The sequence below is a fragment of the Stenotrophomonas sp. TEPEL genome, assembly GCF_004348785.1.
Classification (GTDB): Bacteria; Pseudomonadota; Gammaproteobacteria; order Xanthomonadales; family Xanthomonadaceae; genus Stenotrophomonas; species Stenotrophomonas indicatrix.
This window is the reverse complement of record NZ_QQXJ01000001.1, coordinates 2,140,045-2,162,286: the sequence shown is the minus strand read 5'-3', so window position 1 is coordinate 2,162,286 and position 22,242 is coordinate 2,140,045. Positions and strand designations below refer to the sequence as shown.

16 protein-coding genes and 1 pseudogene are annotated in these 22,242 nt (G+C 66.1%); 14 read left to right on the top strand and 3 right to left on the bottom strand.

What is annotated here, in order from left to right:
• Positions 1–98 precede the first annotated feature (98 nt).
• Positions 99–1,376: a hypothetical protein gene (locus TEP_RS09725; RefSeq protein WP_240790677.1), complete on the top strand. Its 1,278-nt coding sequence runs from the start codon at positions 99–101 to the stop codon at positions 1,374–1,376.
• 21 nt (positions 1,377–1,397) lie between these two features.
• Here TEP_RS09725 and TEP_RS09720 read toward each other — a convergent pair whose 3' ends face one another.
• A complete protein-coding gene (locus TEP_RS09720) occupies positions 1,398–2,522 on the bottom strand; it encodes a GNAT family N-acetyltransferase (protein WP_132825153.1) in 1,125 nt (374 codons plus the stop codon).
• Positions 2,523–2,714: 192 nt separating this feature from the next.
• On the opposite strand from TEP_RS09720, the gene TEP_RS09715 reads away from it, so the two are divergent.
• On the top strand, positions 2,715–4,220 hold the full coding sequence (locus TEP_RS09715) for an N-acetylmuramoyl-L-alanine amidase (protein WP_132825152.1): 1,506 nt from the start codon (positions 2,715–2,717) through the stop codon (positions 4,218–4,220).
• A gap of 126 nt (positions 4,221–4,346) precedes the next feature.
• On the opposite strand, the gene trxB is transcribed toward TEP_RS09715, so the two are convergent.
• Positions 4,347–5,318 (bottom strand): thioredoxin-disulfide reductase, encoded by a 972-nt coding sequence (gene trxB / locus TEP_RS09710; RefSeq protein ID WP_099818427.1) that lies wholly within the window; start codon positions 5,316–5,318, stop codon positions 4,347–4,349.
• 232 nt (positions 5,319–5,550) lie between these two features.
• Here trxB and TEP_RS09705 point away from each other — a divergent pair, with 232 nt between their 5' ends.
• The 5 genes and pseudogenes from TEP_RS09705 (at position 5,551) to TEP_RS09685 (ending at position 12,685) form a co-directional block, all read left to right on the top strand.
• Positions 5,551–7,914: a DNA translocase FtsK gene (locus TEP_RS09705; protein WP_132825151.1), complete on the top strand. Its 2,364-nt coding sequence runs from the start codon at positions 5,551–5,553 to the stop codon at positions 7,912–7,914.
• A 41-nt stretch (positions 7,915–7,955) separates the two neighbouring features.
• The gene (locus TEP_RS09700; RefSeq protein ID WP_132825150.1) at positions 7,956–9,893 is read left to right on the top strand and encodes a DUF3857 domain-containing protein; all 1,938 of its coding nucleotides are present in this window, start codon (positions 7,956–7,958) and stop codon (positions 9,891–9,893) included.
• Positions 9,894–10,003: 110 nt separating this feature from the next.
• Positions 10,004–10,642, top strand: a complete 639-nt coding sequence (gene lolA, locus TEP_RS09695; RefSeq protein WP_132825149.1) for an outer membrane lipoprotein chaperone LolA — start codon at positions 10,004–10,006, stop codon at positions 10,640–10,642.
• 307 nt (positions 10,643–10,949) lie between these two features.
• Positions 10,950–12,199 (top strand): annotated as a pseudogene (locus TEP_RS09690) (replication-associated recombination protein A).
• 84 nt (positions 12,200–12,283) lie between these two features.
• A complete protein-coding gene (locus tag TEP_RS09685; protein ID WP_025877228.1) occupies positions 12,284–12,685 on the top strand; it encodes a DUF805 domain-containing protein in 402 nt (133 codons plus the stop codon).
• A gap of 85 nt (positions 12,686–12,770) precedes the next feature.
• Here the strand turns inward: TEP_RS09685 and TEP_RS09680 are convergent, their stop codons facing one another.
• Complete coding sequence (locus TEP_RS09680) at positions 12,771–13,145, bottom strand: hypothetical protein (RefSeq protein WP_088099885.1); 375 nt, start codon at positions 13,143–13,145, stop codon at positions 12,771–12,773.
• A gap of 270 nt (positions 13,146–13,415) precedes the next feature.
• Here TEP_RS09680 and TEP_RS09675 point away from each other — a divergent pair, with 270 nt between their 5' ends.
• The 7 genes from TEP_RS09675 (at position 13,416) to fusA (ending at position 22,108) form a co-directional block, all read left to right on the top strand.
• Complete coding sequence (locus TEP_RS09675; RefSeq protein ID WP_132825148.1) at positions 13,416–14,444, top strand: alpha/beta hydrolase-fold protein; 1,029 nt, start codon at positions 13,416–13,418, stop codon at positions 14,442–14,444.
• Positions 14,445–14,565: 121 nt separating this feature from the next.
• Positions 14,566–15,945, top strand: a complete 1,380-nt coding sequence (locus TEP_RS09670; protein WP_132825147.1) for an ATP-binding protein — start codon at positions 14,566–14,568, stop codon at positions 15,943–15,945.
• A 50-nt stretch (positions 15,946–15,995) separates the two neighbouring features.
• A complete protein-coding gene (locus TEP_RS09665) occupies positions 15,996–17,042 on the top strand; it encodes an ABC transporter substrate-binding protein (protein WP_132825146.1) in 1,047 nt (348 codons plus the stop codon).
• Positions 17,039–18,088, top strand: a complete 1,050-nt coding sequence (locus TEP_RS09660; RefSeq protein WP_132825145.1) for an iron ABC transporter permease — start codon at positions 17,039–17,041, stop codon at positions 18,086–18,088. Before TEP_RS09665 ends, TEP_RS09660 begins: the two co-directional genes overlap by 4 nt.
• Positions 18,085–18,846: a heme ABC transporter ATP-binding protein gene (locus TEP_RS09655; RefSeq protein WP_132825144.1), complete on the top strand. Its 762-nt coding sequence runs from the start codon at positions 18,085–18,087 to the stop codon at positions 18,844–18,846. The genes TEP_RS09660 and TEP_RS09655 overlap by 4 nt, the downstream gene beginning before the upstream one ends.
• 66 nt (positions 18,847–18,912) lie before the next feature.
• On the top strand, positions 18,913–19,662 hold the full coding sequence (locus TEP_RS09650) for a hypothetical protein (protein WP_132825143.1): 750 nt from the start codon (positions 18,913–18,915) through the stop codon (positions 19,660–19,662).
• A 403-nt stretch (positions 19,663–20,065) separates the two neighbouring features.
• A complete protein-coding gene (gene fusA / locus TEP_RS09645) occupies positions 20,066–22,108 on the top strand; it encodes an elongation factor G (protein WP_132825142.1) in 2,043 nt (680 codons plus the stop codon).
• Positions 22,109–22,242: the final 134 nt, after the last annotated feature.

Below are 22,242 nucleotides of genomic sequence, written 5' to 3'. Positions count from 1 at the left end.
CTCGGTTGCCTGAAGGCTTCCTTTTTTGAGATTTGTTGCATTCCCTTGTAAGGCACTTCCAGTCACCCTTTTTGTTTACATGCCCTGGGCGGACTGCCATGACCTGTACTGCCGCCATTCAAGAGTTGCTTGAGATGGCTCGAATGCCGGGGGGCTCAGATAGAGCATTGGTTGCGATGCTCGATCTCTCTGAGCGTGATCCCGCCGCCCTCTCAACACTGCTCATCCTGGCGATGAAGGCTCGGGTGGAGAGAAGCGGGATGCTAAGGGCTGCGGCGGAGTTGCTGCCGGATAACAGTGCCACAGAGGTTTGCAGGTTTGCTTGGAGCGAGTTCAAGAGCGGCAACAGCCACTGGCTGGCGGCCGAGATCGCGGCGCAGGCGGCCTATCGTGTCCCCGGATTGCTTCATGATGACTGGGATGCTGTCCTTCGCCTGTCGGCCCATGAGCCTGTAGAAGGCCCGTTCTGGCGGGAGCTGCCGATTGAGGTGGGCCGGCGATGGATTCAGGAGGCAAGAGGGGCATCGTCGTCTGTTGCCGGCTTGCTCGGGCTGCCGCTTGAGATGAGTGGGGTGGTGGAGTTCCAAGACGCCGTGTGTGATCTATCCGGTTCACGGGATGAGCCTTGGGCAACAATTGGACGGGAAGGATTGTCTGGTCTTGAGGTGGGCTCGGGACGCGCGCTGCATGGCGCGCGTGGTCTGCACCTGCGTTTCACTGCGCAGCTCCAGCGCTTGCAACTGGCGGAATCCACCAGCGTGGAGGGCCGCCTTCAGCGTTTGCATCCGACCTGGAAGGATGGGGATGCGAAGGCAGTGGCACATATGGGCGGTCGCCTGGAAGGGCGATGTGGAATATGCGGCTCACCATTGCAGCGTTTGCTGGAGCTGGAGCTGGCCTTGATCGGCCCATGCACCCTCTCGATGGTGACACTCGGCATATGCCTGGACTGCCCCGATAATGGAGAGTCCGGTTGGTGCCACGGAGATCCTGTGTATTTCCGCCACGATGCGCGGGGCCTTCCCTACGCCCATGAAACGCAGGTGTTCGATCCGCGAGCATGTCCCGAAACGTCGACTTCGCTACTGGGGGCGGACATCGATCTGGTCGAGCTTCCGGGTCGGTTCTGGCAACCGCCGAGTTATGTGGATGGCTGGCAGAACTACAGCAGGGTGGGTGGACTGCCATCCTGGATCCAAAGCGGCCTCTATCTGGCCTGTCCCGATTGTTGCCGCACGATGTTCTTTGTCATGCAGCTTGATTCCCGCATTCCTTTGGACGACGGCTTTCTAATGCAGTGGATGAATGGAGGAATGCTCTATACGTTCTGGTGTGACCATTGCCGAATCAGTGGGCACTACAGCCAGTACTCTTAGCTCATCCGAGCCAGTCCGAGACTACGGTTCCGCACGAAACGGGCCATGCCCCTGCAGCTCCTGCTGGTAGCGCCGCACATCGCGTCGCTCCTGTCGGCACCAGTCCTGCAGTGCCTCGGCGAAGTCCGCGTCGGCTACCCAGTGCCGGCTGCGCACGATGGTGGGCAGGAAGCCACGTGCCAGCTTGTGCTCGCCCTGCGCACCCGGTTCGAAGCGGGCTACGCCCTCGCGCAGGCAGTACTCGATGCCCTGGTAGTAGCAGGCCTCGAAGTGCAGGCCGGGCAGGGTGGCACCGCCCCAGTAGCGGCCGTACAGCGTGTCGCCACCGCGCAGGCACAACGCGCCGGCAATCGGTTCGCCGTCCTGTTCGGCCAGAAACAGCACCAGCCCGCGCCCCAGTGAAACCGCCAGATGGCGCAGGAACGCTTCGGTCAGCGCTGGCGCGTTGCCGTATTCCAGGAACGTCTGAAGGTAGAAGCGGTACATCGCCTGCAGATCGGCGCGGGTGGCCTCATCGCCATGCACCACCCGGAAGCTGATGCCCTGGCGGCCGACCTTGGCGCGCTCCTGGCGGATGTTCTTGCGGTGTTTGTGGTCCATCGCGCCCAGGAACTCTTCGAACGTCACCCAGTCACCCGGGTTATGCCACTGGAACTGGATGTCCTCGCGCAGCAACCAGTCGTCGTCGAAGATTGTTTCGTCAGCCGCTGTGTGGAAGTTGATGTGTGCTGATGACACATCCAGCACAGGCAACTGTTCGCGCAGTGCCGTCAGCAGGGCGGTGCGCTGCGCATCGTCGCGGGCTAGAAGGCGCGGGCCGGTCACCGGCGAGTACGGCACCGCGCCGAGCCACTTCGGGTAGTAGTCGCGCCCGTGCCGCGCATAGGCATTGGCCCAGGCGTGGTCGAACACGAACTCACCGTGTGAATTGGTCTTCAGGTAGCCGGGAATGGCGCCGACCAGGGCATCACCGTCCCACAGGGTGAAGTGCCGCGGCTGCCAGCCCCAGTCCTCGCGCAGGCAGCCGTAGGTTTCCAGGCCGGACAGGAAGGCGTGGCTGACGAATGGATTGCGGCCATCGTGCAGGGCGTCCCAGGCGGTGGCGGGAACGGACTGCAGGGAGTCGAGGAAGCGGGCGGTGGGCATGGGAGAAAGGATAGGGCAGGTGGGATGCGAACGGTGCTGGCGGGAACGGGTTGGTCTGTTCCGGGCCTTGAGTGAGGAAAGTTTGAATTCTCTGGGGGTGTGTGCGCGTTGGAAGAACGCCGCTGCGGCACCGGACAGGCTGGGTGCGTGCCGCAGGAGCGGTGCATTCATTCCGCACAAGGAGTAGTCACGTTGAACCGGAAAAATCCCCGAAGAACCCTTTTTGTGCTGCTGGCCCTTTTGGGCGGCGCACTATCACCTGGCCTCGTCCTGGCTGCCGCGCCTCCCGCCGCAGCAGAGCGCGACGCAGGACTCGACATTCTGTTGACCCAGAAGGCGCGTGACATCCTGGAGCGGGTTCGTCTCGTGGATGGGCAGGCGCGGACCCGCCGGGTCGAGGTGTCAGCAGATATCGCCAGGGGTGTTGTGACCGTGGCCTTGGATCGGGCCTTCCTTCCTGCCGATTACGGACCGTCGTTCGAGGATCAGCGAAGCGAGATCAGTTTTGGACTGCTGCATTGGGCCGAGCAGGCGGCGCCGTTCAGTCGTGTCATTTTTCTGTATGACGGGAAAGATATCGAACACTACTTTCCTGAGATAAAGGCTGCGGACGACGCGGCGCGGGAGGCGGGGGAGGCGCTGCGGCGGATACGTGGAACGCCTGGTTCCGGGATGGCATTCGTCGCAGCCGGGCATGGGTACTTCTACAGCTACAAGGACAACCGGTGGGTGACCTCGAGGGATGAGTGGAATGGCGTCTCCGAGGGGCTGTTGACTCCGTCGTACGCCGAGGAACTAAAGGCGGTGATCGAGCAAAGGAGCCAGATGCCTGTCGTCCGTCCGCGCGTTCAGACCATGGGGACGACTCATCCGCCGAGTGGTGAGGAGTGGTGGACCATAGCTGCGCGCTACGCAATTGCGGAGCAGTATCCAGGCGAGACAAAGATATGGAATACGTACGCAGGCAGTGCGCTTTGGGATCGGGAGGAGCGTGAAGACATCAACAGTCGGCCGCTTCTCGCAAACCACCACCGGGCTGAGGTGGCGATTCATCTACACAGCAATGGAGAGCCCTCGGGGTCGGCACGAGGCACTCGTGTGATCGTGCAGCCTGGGAGGCCGATGGATGCTGCCCTTGCACAGAGTGTTCTATGTTCGATGAAGGAGCTGATTCACTCGTTACCTGAACATGGGGCATTCACGGTGGCTCCTGCTCCACATGCGCTGGACAAAGGAGAGAATCGAGAGGCGCACATGCCGTCGATCATCGTAGAGACCGCGTTTCACACGAACCCGGATGATGCCAAGGCGCTTCTTGACCCCGTCTTCCGGTCTGCTGCCATGAAGGGCGTTGAGAAAGGCTATCGCTTATGGGCGACCGGAAAGGCATGCGAGACCTTGGCCCTCGATCCTCTGGCAGATGTACAGATCCCGGTGCGCTCCTCTCGGTTTGTCCCGGTCGCATTCAAAGGCAATCCCCAGTATCCCCTGGTGCTGGAGTTGAGCGTTGCCTCTTGCGTGGGGGGAAACTGTACGCCGTCGGACGAGGAATTCATGGACCCCGGCCAGCCAGTGCAGCTTGAATTGCTCTGTAATGGCGACGGGGTCGGAACCGTTCGCTGGCGGACACGCCTACGCGATGCGGATGGCGTAGTGACGGAGTATCAGGAGTTCAATCAATCCTGCGTCCTGACCTAAGCGGTTTCACAGTGTTGTACTTGCCAGGCATGGCCTGGCGCTACTGAAAACAAAAGGCCGGCGCTCTCGCGTCGGCCTTTTGTCGCAGTCGAGCATGGCTCGACTCTACAGAAGCAGGTTCGCTTCTCAGCTGGCCTTGCCCTGTGCATCCAGGTAACGCTCTGCGTCCAGTGCGGCCATGCAGCCGAAGCCGGCCGAGGTGATCGCCTGGCGGTAGTGCTGGTCGGCCACGTCGCCGGCGGCGAACACGCCTTCCACCGAGGTCTGGGTGGCGTTGCCGCCCAGGCCCGAACGGATTTCCAGGTAGCCGTTGTTCATGGCCAGCTGGCCGTCAAACAGCTGGGTGTTCGGGTGGTGGCCGATGGCCACGAAGAAGCCGTGGGCATCGATGTCGCGGGTGCTGCCGTCCAGAGTCGACTTCACGCGCACGCCGGTCACGCCGGCCTCGTTGCCCAGCACTTCCTCCACCTGGTGGTGCCAGACGGTTTCGATCTTGCCGGCTTCAACCTTGGCGAACAGCTTGTCCTGCATGATCTTTTCCGCCTTCAGGGTGTCGCGGCGATGGACCAGGTAGACCTTGCGGGCGATGTTGGACAGGTACAGCGCTTCTTCCACGGCGGTGTTGCCGCCGCCGACCACGACCACGTCCTGGTCACGGTAGAAGAAGCCGTCGCAGGTGGCGCAGGCGGAGACGCCGCGACCCTTGAACTCGTCTTCGGTCGGGATGCCCAGGTACTTGGCGGTCGCGCCGGTGGAGATGATCAGGGCGTCGCAGGTGTATTCGTGACTGTCGCCGATCAGCTTGAACGGGCGCTGCGACAGGTCCGCGGTATGGATATGGTCGAAGATGACCTCGGTCTCGAAGCGCTCTGCGTGGGCCTGCATGCGCGCCATCAGGTCCGGGCCCATCAGGCCATGGGCGTCACCCGGCCAGTTGTCCACTTCGGTGGTGGTCATCAGCTGGCCACCCTGCTGCAGGCCGGTGATGACGACCGGCTTCAGGTTGGCGCGGGCAGCGTAGACGGCGGCAGTCCAGCCGGCCGGGCCGGAACCGAGGATGACAAGACGCTGGTGGCGGGAGGGCAGGCTGGTGCTCATGTAGACTCGCGAAAAGGTAGATGGGACAAGGCGCGGCGATGTTTGCACGGCATCCTTGGCTGGTCATAGAGTGGCGGCTGGGGCAGGGCGATTCAAGCCGATGAACAGAACAGCGCCATCCACGGGCGGTTTCAGGCCCCGTCCTCGCTCGCGCGGCAACGGATAACTGAAAACTGACGCCGTCTCGTTTATTATCAAACACTAACAGCGCATTCCAAAGGTATGGTCTAAGGTGGCGAAGCAGGTCCCCGAACGCTCCAGGTCCGACGACAAAAAGGCATCGCGTCGCTCGGCGGCAGCGGCCACGACCGACAACCCACGCCGTCAGCGCCTGTGGCGCGACCTGGGTCTGATCGCCATCGCGCCGGCGCTGCTGTACCTGGCTGCCAGTCTTTTCACCTATTCAGCCACCGATCCGGGCTGGTCGCACACCGGCAGCGTGGTTGCGCCGGTGCACAACATGGGCGGCCGCGCGGGCGCGTGGATCGCCGATGTGCTGCTGCAGCTGTTCGGCTACATCGCCTTCCTGCTGCCGGTGGTACTGGGCGCGCTGGCCTGGATCGCGATGTTCGGCCTCAAGCGTGAGAGCAAGGGCGAGAACGATCTGGACCCCGCGTTGCGGCTGGTCGGCCTGGTCGGCTTCCTGATCGCCGGCACCGGTTTCCTGCACGTGCGCCTGTTCAGTGGCGATGTTTCCAGTGCCGGCGGCATCCTCGGCAAGCTGGTCGGCAATTCGCTCAGCGTGGGCTTTGGTGCGCTGGGCGCGAACCTGTTCGTGCTGGTGCTGCTGCTGGCCTCGATCACCTTGGCTACGGGCCTGTCGTGGTTCGTGGTGATGGAGAAGATCGGCCGCGGCGTGATGTCGCTGGCACCGTTGCTGGAGCGCAAGAAGGAGCAGGCCACCGAATGGCAGCAGACCCGTGCGCTGCGCGAGGAGCGCCAGGAAGTGCGCAAGGCCGATGCCGTAGTGCGCGCCAAGCGCGAACCGGTGAAGATCGAGCCGCGCCCGGAGCCGGTGATTGAAAAGAGCGACCGGGCCAAGCGCGACAACCAGATCCCGATGTTCCGTGGCGTCAATGGCGACGGCTCGGACCTGCCGCCGCTGGCCCTGCTGGATGATCCCAAGCCGCAGCCGATCGGCTACGACAAGGACACCCTCGACGCGCTGTCGCGGCAGATCGAGTTCAAGCTCAAGGACTTCCGTATCGAAGCGCAGGTGGTCGGCGCCAACCCCGGCCCGGTCATCACCCGCTTCGAGATCGAGCCGGCACCGGGCATCAAGGTCAGCCAGATCAGTTCGCTGGACAAGGACATCGCCCGCGGCCTGTCGGTCAAGTCGGTGCGTGTGGTCGATGTGATCCCGGGCAAGTCGGTGATCGGCCTGGAAATCCCCAACGTCACCCGCGAGATGATCTACCTGTCCGAACTGCTGCGCTCGAAGGAGTACGACAAGTCGGCCAGCGTATTGACCCTGGCCCTGGGCAAGGACATCGCCGGCCGCTCGACCGTGGCCGACCTGGCGCGCATGCCGCACCTGCTGGTGGCCGGTACCACCGGTTCGGGCAAGTCGGTGGCGGTCAACGCGATGGTGTTGAGCCTGCTGTTCAAGGCGTCGCCGAAAGACCTGCGGATGCTGATGATCGACCCGAAGATGCTCGAACTGAGCGTCTACCAGGGTATCCCGCATCTGCTGGCGCCGGTGGTCACCGACATGAAGGAGGCCGCCAACGGCCTGCGCTGGTGCGTGGCCGAGATGGAGCGCCGCTACAAGCTGATGAGCGCGGTGGGCGTGCGCAACCTGGCCGGCTTCAACAAGAAGGTGAAGGACGCCCAGGACGCCGGCCAGCCGATGATGGACCCGCTGTTCAAGCCGAACCCGGAACTGGGCGAGGCGCCGCGCCCGCTGGAGACGCTGCCGTTCATCGTCATCTTCATCGACGAATTCGCCGACATGATGATGATCGTCGGCAAGAAGGTCGAAGAGCTGATCGCGCGACTGGCGCAGAAGGCGCGTGCGGCCGGCATCCACCTGATCCTGGCCACCCAGCGCCCGTCGGTGGACGTCATCACCGGCCTGATCAAGGCCAACATCCCCACCCGCATCGCCTTCCAGGTCAGCTCGAAGATCGATTCGCGCACCATCCTCGACCAGTCCGGCGCCGAGACGCTGCTCGGTCACGGCGACATGCTGTACCTGCCGCCGGGCACGGCGATGCCCGAGCGTGTGCACGGCGCCTTCGTGTCCGATGAGGAAGTACATCGCGTGGTCGAGCACCTCAAGGCAATGGGGCCGGCCGACTATGTCGACGGCGTGCTGGACGAAGTGCAGACGATGGGCGATGGCGTGGTGGTCGGTGCGACCGGCCTGCCGGAGACCAGTTCCGGCGGCGGCGATGAGTCCGACCCGCTGTACGACGAAGCGCTGCGCGTGGTCACCGAGACCCGCCGCGCGTCGATTTCCGGTGTGCAGCGTCGCCTGAAGATCGGCTACAACCGCGCGGCGCGACTGATCGAGGCCATGGAAGCGGCCGGTGTGGTCAGTCCGCCCGAGCACAACGGCGACCGCACGGTGCTGGCACCACCGCCGCCGAAGTAAGCCAAGCCCTGCCGCACTCCCGACGTCCAAGGAACCGACGCATGCTTCACCCCGTTTCCTGCGCGCTGGCGCTGGCCTGCCTGCTGGCAGCCGGCCCGGCGCTGGCCGACGCCGCCGCGACGGCTGTACCCGCAGTCGCGCCGCCGTCCACCGGCAGCGATGCCGAGGCCAGCAACAACTTCAGCTTTGTACGTTATCGCGCCGACTACCAGGTGCGCGCCGATGCCGGCAACGTGCAGACCGAAACCTACGAGATCCTGCTCAAGACCAAGGCAGCGGTGGAGCAGTTCAGCCAGGTGCGGCTGAGCTACAGCGAGAAAATGGAAACGCTGGATGTGGTCAACGCCTATACGCTGACCGCCGACGGCCAGCGCCGCGAAGTGCCGGCCGACCGCATCTACACCCAGGAAAGCTATTCCAGTGCCTCGGCGGCGATGTATGCCGACCGCAAGGTGCGGGTGATCGTGTTCCCGAACCTGGCGCCGGGCACGCGGCTGTTCTACCAGGTGCGCCGGACCCAGCTGACGCCCTATTTCCCGGGCTACTTCGGGCTGTGGGAAACCTTCAATGTGTTCACCCAGTACGACGATGCCGAAGTGACCCTCAGCGCGCCAGCCAATCTGCCCATGTTCGTGGACAGCCGTGGCGTGCAGGGCAGTGACCGACCGATGGTGAAGAACGGCCAGGCGCAATGGCGCTGGCGCTACCAGCGCCGCGAGCCGATGCAGGCGCAGAACTGGTCGGCGGCGGTGTGGGAGTTCGGGCCGAACATCATGGCCAGCACCTATCGCGACTGGGCGCAGATGGGCCGCGCCTACCAACTGAAAGCAGGGCCGGCCGCACGGGTCACCCCGGAGATCCAGGCGCTGGCCGATGAAGTCACCGCCGGCATCAGCGACCGTCGCGCGCAGGCCGATGCGCTGTACCGCTGGGTGGCGCAGAACATCCGCTACGTGGCGGTGTACCTGGGCAATGGCGGCCTGGAGCCGAACAGTGCGCAGAGCATCCTCGACAACCATTATGGCGACTGCAAGGACCACGTAACGATCCTCGAGGCGCTGCTGGCGGCCAAGGGCATCACCAGTTCGCCGGTGCTGATCGGTGCCGGTGGCGGCCCGACGCTGCCGAAGATTCCGCTGCTGGGCCGCTTCAACCACGCCATCACCTACGTGCCCGAGTTCGACCTGTACCTGGATTCGACCAGTGCCTGGGCGCGCTTCGGCCAGCTGCCCGACGGTGACCTTGGCGCACCGGTGCTGCACACCCGCGATGCCACCCTGGCGCGCACGCCGGCCAATGATCCGCAGCGTAACGCCACGGTGATGGAGGTGCGCTTCACCTTCGACGCGCAGGGCAACCTGCGTGGCGAGACAGTGCCGCAGCTGAGCGACAACGCCGAGATCGGCATGCGCGCGCAGTTCGCCCAGCTCAATGCGCAGAACCGGGCGCGCGCTGAAGAATCGATCATGGCCGCGTCCGGTTTCGATGGCCGCGGCCAGCTGCAGCTGCAGGGTGTGCCGGTCGACCTGACCCGGCCGTTTGGCTATCGCATGGCCTTCCAGGCCGAGGACTACGTGGACTTCGACGTGGCCGGCGGCATGGCCGTTCCCGATCCGCCGGGGGGTGAGTCGGTACGCGGCCTGTATGCGACGGCCTCGGCGCCGGACAACGAGACGCCGTTCTACTGCAATGCCAGCCTGCGCGAGGAAACCTATCGCCTGCAGTTCCCGGCCAATGCCCCGATCATCGCGATTCCGCGCAGCCAGCGGTTTGCCAATGCGGCGGGCGAGTACCGGGTCGACTGGAGCCGGCAGGGCCAGGAAGTGACCGTGCATCACCGCCTGCAGCAGAACGCGGTGCGCGGCGCCGAGGCGCTGTGCCAGCCGCAGGACTATGCCGCGTTCCGCGCACTGTTCCGCGAGGTACGCCGCGGCTTCCGTGGCCAGGTGCTGTACGGCAAGCTGCCAGGCGGCGGCTGAATCGCCGATCAGCGATCAGGGCGTCATAATGACGTCCTGATCGCCCATTCATCTTTTACCGGGCACACTGGCACCCAACCTTCCTGGCCGCGCGCCCACAGGATCCCTGCATGAATCTCCGCCTCCGTCGTTTCCTTGCCACCACCACCCTGGCCGCGGCCTGCGCCGCCGCCGGCAGCGCTTGGGCCGGCGCCCGTGATGACCTGAAGACCTTCACCACCGGCCTGAAGGGCCTGGATGGGCAGTTCAGCCAGCAGGTGTTCGACAGCCGCGGCAAGGTCAAGGAATCCACCAGCGGCCGCGTCGCTTTGTCGGCACCGCGCCTGTTCCGTTGGGAATACGTGCGTCCGCACGAGCAGCTGATCGTGGCTGACGGCAAGAAGGTGTGGATGTTCGAGCCGGACCTGGAGCAGGCGACCGTGCGCGAGCAGGGCAAGGAAGAGCAGAACAGCCCGCTGACCGCGTTGATCAACCCGGCACTGCTGGAGCAGCAGTACGACGTGAGCGAAGAGGCCGCCACCCGCGATGGCCTGCAGTGGCTGTCGCTGTCGCCGAAGCGCGAGACCGAAGCCAGCTTCCAGTACGCCGCGCTCGGCTTCAACGCGCAGGGCCTGGCGAAGATGGAGATCACCGACGCCGTGGGTCAGCGCACCGTGATCAGCTTCAGCGGCTGGAAGCGCAACCCGAGCTTCGCCGCCAACACCTTCCGCTTCACGCCGCCGGCGGGTACCGACGTCATCGGCAACTGATCGCGGTCGCCGGGCATGGCCCGGCGCTACCGGCCCTGGTGGGTGTCAACCGGCACCGCCTTGGTAGGTGTCAACCTTGGTTGACACGCTTTGATCTGCCGGCCAGCGGCCGGCACTACCGATTGCCGCAGAGCTCCGGCCCGCCGGGCATGGCCCGGCGCTACCTGCTCTGGTGGGTGTTAATCGGCATCGCCCTTGGTGGGTGCCAACCTTGGTTGGCACGCTCTCGCGGTACAATGGGCACGTGCCAAGACATCGCTCCACTTCATTCCCCGGACCCGATCTGCTGAGTGTCGATCGGGAACACATGCGCCCGCTGGCCGAGCGCATGCGCCCCCGCACCCTGGATGAGATGGTCGGGCAGAAGCGTCTGCTTGCGCCAGAGAGCGCGCTGCGCCGCGCCGTCGAATCCGGGCGTGTGCATTCGATGATCCTGTGGGGACCGCCCGGCTGCGGCAAGACCACGCTGGCGCTGCTGCTGGCTGAATACTCCGACGCCGAATTCCGTGCCATTTCCGCGGTGCTGTCCGGCCTGCCGGAGGTGCGCCAGGTGCTGGCAGAGGCCGCGCAGCGCTTCGCTGAAGGTCGCCGCACCGTGCTGTTCGTCGACGAGGTGCACCGCTTCAACAAGGCGCAGCAGGATGCGTTCCTGCCGCACATCGAGCGCGGCACCATCCTGTTCGTTGGCGCCACCACTGAGAACCCGTCGTTCGAGTTGAACTCGGCGCTGCTGTCGCGTTGCCGCGTGCACGTGTTGGAAGGTGTCTCGCCAACCGACATCGTTGAAGCGCTGGAACGTGCGCTGGGTGACCGTGAGCGTGGTCTCGGCGAGGAGCGCATCGAGGTCGCGCCAGAGCCAGGTGCTGGCCCGCCTGACCGCCTCCGACGACGAGCGAGGGCGGGCGCATCACCCCGCAGACGCTGATCCAGGTGCTGGCCGACCGTACCCGCCGCTTCGACAAGGGCGGTGAGCAGTTCTACGACCAGATCTCGGCGCTGCACAAGTCCGTGCGCAGCTCCAATCCCGATGCCGCCTTGTACTGGCTCACGCGCATGCTCGACGGCGGCTGCGATCCGTCCTATCTGGCGCGCCGGCTGACCCGCATGGCCATCGAGGACATCGGCCTGGCCGATCCTCGCGCGCAGAGCATGGCGCTGGAAGCGTGGGACATCTACGAGCGGCTCGGCAGCCCGGAAGGCGAGCTCGCCTTCGCCCAGCTGGTGCTGTACCTGGCCAGCACCGCCAAGTCGAATGCGGGCTATGCCGCCTTCAACCAGGCCAAGGCCGATGTGCGCGACAGTGGTACCGAAGAAGTGCCGCTGCACCTGCGCAACGCACCGACCAAGCTGATGAAGGAGCTGGGCTACGGTGCCGAGTACCAGTACGACCACGATGCCGAGGGCGGCATCGCACTGGACCAGACCGGCTTCCCCGATGCGATGGGCGAGCGGGTGTACTACAACCCGGTGCCGCGCGGGCTGGAGATCAAGCTGAAGGAAAAACTCGACCGGCTGCGTGCCGAGCGCGAGGCGGCGAGGGCGGCCAAGGGCGCGTAGTCATCTGCGTGTGGCTAGGCGGCGCATTGCCCCGCCCGCATGCATTTGGCAGACTGCGCGGCTTGTTTTTCAAGGAACAATGCCGTGCAGGAAATGATTCTGCCGTTGAAGCGCTATGCCCAGTTCGAGGGCCGCGCCAACCGCCGCGAGTACTGGATGTTCCAGCTGTTCCTGCTGCTTGCGGGGGCCGCGGTATGCGTGATTGCGCTGACAGTGGCGCTCGTTGCCGGCCTCGTGCTGGAAGCCGATTCCAGCTGGATGGCCGGGATCACGATCGGCGCGGTGGCACTGGTGGGTGCGCTCTGGCTGGCCACGATCGTGCCGCTGATCGCGGTGACCGTGCGCCGCCTGCATGACTGCAACCAGTCAGGGTGGCTGTACCTGCTGGCGCTGGTGCCGGGCGGTGGCGTGGTGATCCTGATCTTTGCGCTGCTGCCGGGTACGCCGCAGGACAACCCCTACGGTCCGGTGCCCGCCGGCCCCTGAGTCAACGGGTTTCGGCCCGATGCAACGAAGCCGGTCCAGGGCCGGCTTCGTCGTTTCTGCGCTGCTGTCAGCAGTGCCAAGCTGATTACTGCAGAACGCAGTCGCCCAACGCCAGATAGTCCGATCCCGAACTGAACTGCAGCGTGCAGCTGGCGGTGAAGGTGACGCCGTCCTCCATCGCTGCAAGCTTGGCGTTCTGCTCGTCGTCGGAGGCGGTCAGGCGGGCCAGCACCTGGCCATCCTCATCGCCCGCCTCCAGGACCGGCTCGCCCTGCAGGTTGCTGGAGGCGCCCAGGCTCACTGCCGTGAACTGCACGGTCTGGTTGAGTTCTTCCAGCCCGAGGGAGGAATAGCCGGCCTCTTCATAGGCCGAATACAGCCCGGCCAGGCTCGGCGCGGCATGGCCGGCCAGCGGGGCGAGAAGGCCGGCGACGAGTGCGATCAGTGCTTTGTGCTTCAAGGGGTTCTCACAATCATGGGATCCGATCCCATGGCGGTTGTGGAGCTGATGGGCAGGGGCCAGGCAGGCACCCGCAAGGGCGGGGCGATTCCTGCGCCCCGATGGCAGGCAAAGTAGATGAACCCGGACTTCCGGTGCAAGCGCTGGCGTACGCACTGTCGCGCGCGTGATACACAGCGTGACGTTTGATCGATGTGATAATCATTCGCGTTTAAGGTAGACTGCGGTCCCTTGTGAACCGGTGGCCGTGTGCCGCTTTCGCCGTCACTGATGAAGTCTTCCGTCCTGCCTCCGCGCCGTGGCCCGCTGCTGTCCGGCCTGGCCGCCTTGATGATGGGCCTGCTCATGGCTACCCCGTACGCATACGCGCAGCAACGCAATCCGCTGCAGAAGATGGGCCAGACCGTGCTCGATGCACCGGCGGCGAGCTATCGCTTCGAGCGTTTCGTGATCGACAGCCCCGACCAGCAGCGCCGCTGGCGGGTGAATGTGGCGATTCCGGCCAAGGCCTCCAAGGCGCCATCGCCGGTGCTGTACGCACTGGACGGCAACGCCGTGGCGATGGTGCTGGACCAGCGACTGCTGGCCGAGCTGGCCGCACGCAAGGCGCCGCCGGTCCTGGTGCTGATCGGCTACGACAACGACCTGCGCATCGATTCGGCGTCGCGCACCCGCGACTACACCGCATGGATCGATCGCGCCGATGATGAAAGCGGCACGACGCAGGCTGTCGGCGGCGGCGCAGCGGCCTTCCTGGACATGATCGAGCGCCGCATCAAGCCCGAAGTGGAACGCCGCGCCACCATCGATCGCCAGCAGCAGGCCCTGTGGGGCCATTCGCTGGGCGGCCTGTTCGTGCTCAGCAGCCTGTACACCCGTCCGGCCGCCTTCCAGTACTACCTCAGTGCCAGCCCGTCATTGTGGTGGAGCCAGGGGGCGCCGCTGGGTGACATCGAGCAGCAGTTCGTGCAGAACGTGCATGGCCAGCCAGCAAAGGTGTGGCTGATGCTGGGCGGTGCCGAGCGCGTCGGCGACCGTGGCAAGCGCGACATGAGCAATCCGCGCGTGGTCGCGCATCTGCGCCGCATTGGTGGCGCCACTCCGGACGCAGCGATGCAGCTGTCCGAGCGCCTGGGCAAGGTGCCGGGGCTGAGCGTGCAGTACCGCGAGTTCCCGGGCCTGGGCCATGGCCCGATGCTGCCTGCGTCCTTCCACGCAGCGCTGCACGAGCTGTATGGCGTGACCGACCGCAGCGCCGCCGACGGCCCGCCGGCCGGTGGAGACAACGCCGCCGAATGACCCCCTCGCACGGCAGTACCGTGCGACCCCACTACCCAGGCGGACTGTCGATGTGCAGCGGCCAAGGCAACCGATGAATCCCGCGCCACCAGGCGCGGCCCACGTGTGCAAGGAGCCTTCCATGTCATTCCGTCCGTCTTTCCGCCTCACTTCCCTGGCCGCCGGCCTGCTGCTGGCAGTGACCGCCAGCGCACAGCCGGTGTTCGACCAGCCGGCCAGCGCTACCTTCAAGGGCCAGGTTGTCTCACGCGGTGAGAACGTGGTTCCCGGCAGCACCGCCGATGTCACCGGCCGCGGCTTCGTGCCGGGCCAGCAGGTCAGCCTGCTGCGTGGCGATACCGTGCTCAACAGCCAGCCGGTGGTGGTCGATGCCGATGGCAACTTCAAGACCCAGCTGGCCATTCCGGCCGACGCCGTGCCGGGTACCCATCCGGTGGTGGTGCGCGCCAGCCAGCCGGCCGCCGCAGCCGTGCTGAAGCTGCGTGTGTCGCCGCAGCTGCCGCTGTCGGGCCAGGCGAAGTTCGCCACCCAGTCCAACAAGCTGGTGCCGGGCCTGTACCAGTCGGCCTACAGTGCTGCCAGCAATGCCGTGTTCGTGACCTCGGCCGTCGGTCGCCCGCCGGTCACCCAGTCGCAGCTGCTGAAACTGGACCCGAAGTCGCTGAAGGTGACCAAGGCCATCACCCCGGCGCAGGTGCCGGGCAGCACCAACGGTGCGGTGTTCGCGGTATATGGCGTGGGCGTGGATGATGCCAATGGCAATGTCTGGGTCAGCAACACCCGGCAGGACACCGTGGCTGTCTATCGCCAGGCGGATCTGTCGCTGGTCCATCAGTTCCCGGTCGGCACCGTGCCGCACGCCCGCGACGTGGTGGTCGACAGCACGCACGGCAAGGTGTTCGCCTCGGCCGCCGGTGAGGACCATCTGTCGGTGTTCGATGCGAAGACGCTGAAGGCACTGGAGCCGATCACCCTGGCCTCCGGCGTGGACGACGAGAAGTTCGTGCCGATGAGCCTGGTGCTGGATGAGCCCAGCGGCAAGCTGTTCACGGTCAGCATCGGTACGCCGGAAGCGGCGGTGATCGATGTGGCCAGCGGCAAGGTCGACAAGGTCATCGACCTGGGCAATTCGATCAGCGCTTCGGGCGTTGCCTTCGATGCCGAGCGCAACCGCCTCTACGTGGCCTCGCAGGGCACCGACAACCTGCTGATCGTCGACGTGGCCAGCGGCAAGGTCGTGCACGACGTGCCGGTCGGCGCCGGCGCACTGAACGTGGCCTTCGATGCGAAGAGTGGCCTGGCCTACGTCACCAATCGCGGTGCCGGCACCGTCACTGCCGTCGACCGTGATGGCAAGGTGGTCGGCAACCTCGATGGCGGCACCTTCCCCAATCACGTCCGCGCCGATGGCAAGGGCAATGTCTTCGCCGTGAACAAGTCGCGTGGCGCTGAAGATCCGAAGGGTGACCGCATCACCCGCATCAGCCTGCGTCAGCTGTAAGCCACAGGGCAGGGCGGCACCCCGCCGCCCTGCCAGCAAGGAGAATCTGCATGAACATCGCTTCCCGCCTGCGCCAGTGCGCGCTCCCGATTGCCGTTTCATTGGTGCTGGCCGCCTGTGGCGACAAAGCGCCGCCGTCTGCCGGCAACCGAGATGCAGCAACACCGGCTGCCGCCACCGCCAAGGCGGGAGCACTTCCCGCAGGTTGGCAGCGGGTGGCAGGCAACGATGTGCCGACACTGCCCGGTCAGCAGGCGGTGCTGCCGAGCAAGGTGCACTCCGACGATGGCGCCGATGTGGAGGTGGATGACAGCAGCCGGATCATTGCCGGCGGTGACGACATCATTGCGGTGATCGAAGCGCTGGGGCTGGGCAAGCAGGTATTCGCCGCACCGACCAACACCACCACCCAGGCCGGCCTGGCTGCGCCGCATCAGTTCCTGTTCAACCGCACGACCGGCGTGGAAGGCGTGCTGAGCCTGCAGGGGTCGCTGTTCATCGGCAACAGCCTGCGTCGCCACACCGAACTGGCAAAGAAGCTGCGCGAAGTGGGCGAGCCCGCAGTGGTGATCGATGACCTGCAGCCGGCGCCGGACAAGGTGCGCAAGATCGCTGCCGTGCTCGGCGTGGCCGACGCAGGGCAGACCCTGGCCACGCAGGTGCAGCGGCAGCTGGATGAGGCCGCCGCGATCGGCAAGGGCCTGGCGCATGCGCCGCGGGTGATCCATGTGTCGGCGACGGGAGCGGGCGGTGCGCCCACCGTGGCCGGTGCCGACAGCGCATCGGCCAAGCTGATCGCCTTGGCTGGCGGCCTCAACATCGGCACCGAGGCCGGCGTGGCCAACTATTCGCAGCTGAGCAACGAAGGCGTGGTCGCGGCGGCACCGGAGGTAATCCTGGTGACCGAGCACGACCTGCAGCTGTTCGGTGGCGCTGAAGGCCTGTGGAAGGCTTACCCGACGCTGAAGCAGACCCCGGCCGGACAGGCCAACCGGGTCTGGGTGATGCCGGATGCGCAGCTGAAGTACGCCAGCATCGGTTCCGGTGCGGGCGCGTTGGCCCTGGCGCAGGCGCTGGCGGCGCTGCCGAAGGCATGAGCCCTGCGGATCGACGCCGCCGTCGCGGGCGGACGATGTTGTTGATTGCGCTGCTCGCGCTGCTGGGCGCGGTGCTGGCGTCGTTCGCCGTGGGGCCGCTGCGCTTGCCGCCGCTGGAAGTGATGCAGGCACTGGCGGTGAAGCTGGGCCTGCTGGATCCGCAATCGGTCAGCAGCCGTGACCTGGCCGTGGTCTGGCAGCTGCGCATTCCGCGTGCATTGCTGGGGGCGATGGTCGGCGCGGCGCTGGCGATGGCCGGTGCCAGCCTGCAGGGACTGTTCGGCAATCCGCTGGCCGATCCGGGCATCGTCGGTGTCAGCCAGGGCGCCGCGCTGGGTGCCGTGGCGGCGATCGTGCTGGGTGCTGCGGGCGCAGCCGGGTGGTTGGTGCCCGTGGCGGCCTTCGGCGGCGGTGCCGCCGCGATCGGGCTGACCTATGCGCTGGCGCGGCCGGGCAAGGGCAGTGGCAGTGGCAATGCCACGCTGTTGCTGGTGGGCATTGCGATGGCCGCGTTCTGTTCGGCACTGATCGGCTTCCTGACCTACATCGCCAACGAAAGCGAGCTGCAATCGCTGGTGTTCTGGCAGATGGGCTCGCTGGCGCGCGCGAACTGGGCCGACGTGATGGCGGTGCTGCCGTTGTTCGCCGTCGGCGCGTTCGCACTGCAGCGCCTGGCCACGCCGCTGGACATGCTGGCGCTCGGCGAGCGCCAGGCACAGCATCTGGGGCTGGACGTGGCACGTACACGCCGCCGGCTGGTGGCCTTCAGTGCGCTCCTGGTCGGCGCGGCGGTAGCGTTCGCCGGCTCGATCAGTTTCGTCGGCCTGGTGGTACCGCACGTGGCGCGCCTGCTGGTTGGCCCTGGCCACCGCTGGCTGCTGCCGTTGTCGGGTCTGCTGGGGGCGCTGCTGATCGTGGTGGCCGACACTGCGGCGCGCACATTGGACCCGCCTGCCGAGATTCCGCTGGGCCTGTTCTCCGCCGCGCTGGGGGCGCCGTTCTTCCTGTGGCTGGTGCTGCAGCAGCGCCGCAAGGCGGCCGCATGAGCGCCTTCCTGCAACTGCGCGATGTGGTGGTGCGTCGCCAGCAGCGCGAGATCCTGCATGGCATCACCCTCGCATTCGAGCCGGGCACGGTGACGGCGCTGGTGGGGCCCAACGGTGCCGGCAAGTCGACCCTGCTGGGGGTGGCGGCCGGCGATCTGCGTGCCGACGGTGGCGATGTGCGGCTGCATGGACGTCCATTGCGCGACTACCGGGCCGGACCGCTTGCGCGCGAACGTGCGGTGATGCCGCAGGAGCACGGCGTGCGCTTCGCCTTCAGCGTGGAGGAAGTGGTGGCGATGGGGCGCCTGCCGCATCCGCCGGATCCGCAGGTGGATGAGGCGCAGGTGGAGCGGGCGATCGATGCTGCCGAGCTGCAGGCGCTGCGCCTGCGCGAAGTGCAGCAGTTGTCCGGCGGCGAATCGGCGCGCACCACGTTCGCCCGCGTGCTGGCACAGGACACGCCGTTGCTGCTGCTGGATGAGCCTACGGCTGCCTTGGATCTGCGCCACCAGGAACGCACCCTGCGCAGCGTGCGCGCCTGTGCCGAAGCCGGTGCGTGCGTGATCGTGGTGCTGCATGACCTCAATCTGGCGGCCGGGTACTCCGATCGCATCGTATTGCTGGAGCAGGGCAGGGTGGCGGCTGACGGCACGCCTTCGCACGTGCTGACCGAGGCCAACCTGCAGCGCGTCTACCAGCAGGACGTGGTGGTGCTGCAGCATCCGCGCCGAGGTGTGCCATTGGTGGTGGTTACCTGAGACGAAGCGGCACCCCGGGCCTGGCCGCGTATCATGTGCGGTTCGTTTTTTCAAAGGAATGGCCTGATGACTCTCTCCCGCACGCGTTGCGCACTGTTCGCTGCCCTGATCGGCGTTATCGGTACTGCAGGTGCCGCCGCGACCACCAAGGTCTCGCTGATGACAGCGTCCGAAGAGGCGTCGCTGATTGAGACCCGCCATTCGACCGGCGAGGGTGCGGCGGTTTCATCGTTCACCACCGAGTACTTCGCCAATGGTGAGATCTCGATGGCCTGGGAAGACAAGCGCGTGCTGCTGTTGTGCAAGAAGGCGGCCTATCTCAACCTGCCAGGCATGAAACCGGACGCCAGCAAGTTGTCGGTCGAGCAGCGGCAGATGGTGGCCTACGAGGCGATGATGGCCGGCTTCGGCGGCATTGCTGCGCTGGGCTCGGTCACCGGCGAGTCGATCGAGGTTGCCGATGACGGCACTGAGACGCGTCGCCCCGGCGAATCAAAGTGGGCCTACGGCGTGGAGCGCTACGAGGTGGCCACCCAGCGCATGCCGGATGGCGCCCTGCGTGTGCGCGTACGCAAGCAGGCGACGGTCAACAACGCAAAACCCTCCTCGCCTGACGACACCTTCAGTACTGACGAAGACCAGGCCGCGCGCCTGGCCGAACTGGCGCCGACCGGCAGCTGGACCGAAGTGCTGATCCATGGTGGTCCGCGCAAGCCACGTACCGACCCGGCGATGTCCCTGAAGGGCTGGGTGTCGACCGTTGAGCAGCACGCGGCGACCGTGGGCGATGCCCGCCGGCTGCACGACTGCAAGTGAGTCGCCTGACGGCCTGGGCTGCAGCCACCCATGGGGTGGCTCTACTTCGGGGCTCATCGTTCCATCCATGTGTGCAATATTCACTTGCGCGCCAGATTGACAGGTCTAGAATGCGCCGCATGAACCGGATGCCGCTCCTGAAGTTTTTCACCCTGACCCGCGCAAGCGCGGAACGGGCGTGTCTGCCTGGAGCCCTACGAGGTCGCTGATCGCGGCCTTCGCTGGACCATCCACAGAGCGCCCTCCGGGGCGCTCTTTTCGTTTCCATCCCCCATCCCTCAACCCGCTCCACCACAAGGAGAACGTGCCATGCACCAGATCGCCGAGACCGAACGCCAGCCGCACACCCTGTAGCCAACCGGGGTGTGCGGCCCCCGAAGTTGGCCCAGCAGGAACCTTTCTCATGAACAGCAACACCCAGAGTCTGTCGCGTCTTCGCAACCTCGGCATCATTGCCCACATCGACGCTGGCAAAACCACGCTTACCGAACGCCTTCTGTGGAAGACCGGCGAGATCCACCGCGTCGGTGAAGTGCATGACGGCAACGCGACCACTGACTTCTCGGCGATCGAGCGCGAACGTGGCATCACCATCGGTGCCGCCGCCGTGCACGCACAGTGGGCGCCGCGCGATCTGCCGCTGCACCAGCTGACCCTGATCGACACGCCCGGCCACATCGACTTCGCCATCGAGGTCGAGCGCTCGCTGCGCGTGCTCGACGGTGCCGTGGCCGTGTTCTCGGCCGTGGACGGCGTGCAGCCGCAATCGGAAACCGTGTGGCGCCAGGCGCGCCGGCATGGCGTGCCGTTGATTGCGTTCGTCAACAAGATGGATCGCATCGGCGCTTCTTTCGAGCGCGTGCTGGAGCAGCTGCAGGACAAGCTGCGGGCGCGACCGTGGGCGCTGGGCGTACCGCTGGGCAGTGAGGGCGGCTTCCACGGTTGGGTCGACCTGGTCGATGGCCGCGTGCTGCAGTGGCAGGACGCAGGCGCAGCGACGGTGACGGCATGGAGCGAAGCCGAGCGCGCGCAGTGGCAACCACAGCGCAATGCGCTGGTCGAAGCCGTGGCCGACCACGATGATGTGCTGGCAACGGCATGGCTGGAAGGCCGTGACATCGACGCCGCGATGCTGCGCGCCGCGATCCGCCGCGCGACGCTGGCGGGCGCCGGCGTACCGGTGCTGGCCGGCGCCGCCTTCAAGGACAAGGGCATCGAAACGCTGCTGGATGCGGTGGTCGATTACCTGCCGTCGCCGCTGGATCGTCCTGCGGTCACTGCCGAAGGCGAGGGCAGCGATGTCCTGCTGCCGCCGGACCCGGACGGTCCGCTGGCTGGCCTCCTGTTCAAGATCACCCATCAGCAGCACGGTGCGTTGAGCTTCTTGCGGCTGTACTCGGGCACCTTGAAGGTAGGCGACAACGTGGCCAGCTCGCAGCACCCGCAAGGGCGTCGCATCAGCCGGCTGGTGCGCGTGCAGGCCGACCAGACCCAGGACATCGGGCAGGCCGTGGCCGGCGACATCGTGGCGGTGCTGGGCTGGAAGGATGCGGTCAGCGGTGAAACGCTGAGCGGGCGAGGGCAGCCGCTGCGCCTGGAGAACATCCAGGCACAGGCCCCGGTACTGGCCTGGCGGTTGGAGCCGGCACGTGCGGCCGACCTAATCCGGCTGGCGCAGGGCCTGGCAAGCCTGGCCCAGGAAGATCCCTCGTTCCGGGTGGAAACCGATCGCGAGACCGGTGAAACCCTGGCCTGGGGCATGGGCGAGCTGCACCTGGAGGTGATGGTCGAGCGCCTGCGCAGCGAATGGAAGCTGGACATCGGCATTGGCGCGCCGCGCGTGGCTTACCAGGAAACGCCGCAGCGTGCCGTGGAAGGCGTTGTGGGCCGCCTGGTCAAGCAGACCGGTGGCCAGGGCCAGTTCGCGCACGTGGTGCTGGATGTGGTGCCGCGCGACGACGGCGAGGTTGTGTTCAATGACCGCATCGTCGGTGGCGTGGTGCCGCGCAACTTCATCGCTGCGGTGGAGAAAGGCGTTCGTGCCGCGCTATCGGAAGGCCCGCAGGGCCATCCGGTAGTCGGCATCGAAGTCAGCCTGGTGGATGGCCAGACCCACGCGAAGGATTCGTCGGAGATGGCGTTCCATCGGGCCGGCAGCGAGGGCATCAAGGCCGCGTTGGCAGCCAGTGGCACGCAGCTGCTGGAGCCGGTGATGGCGGTGACGGTGCATTCGCCGTCGGCCTCGGTGGGGGACGTGGTGGGTGATCTGAATCGCCGCCATGGACGCGTTGCCCGCATCGACGACCAGGACGGTCGCGCCGAAGTCAGCGGGTTCGCGCCGCTGGCTCAGCTGGTCGGGTATACGACCTCGCTGCGTTCGCTGAGCCAGGGACGGGCCAGCAGCGAATCGCACCTGCATGGCTACGAGCCGGTGCGTGCAGCGTAAGGTGGATGCAGGGAGCCCGTTCGCGGGCTCCCTTTTTTTGTATTGGCGAGGGGGGGGCATCCACGCATGGCGTGGATCTACCGACCTTTGCATTGGCGGGGGTCTATCCACGCATGGCGTGGATCTACTTCCCA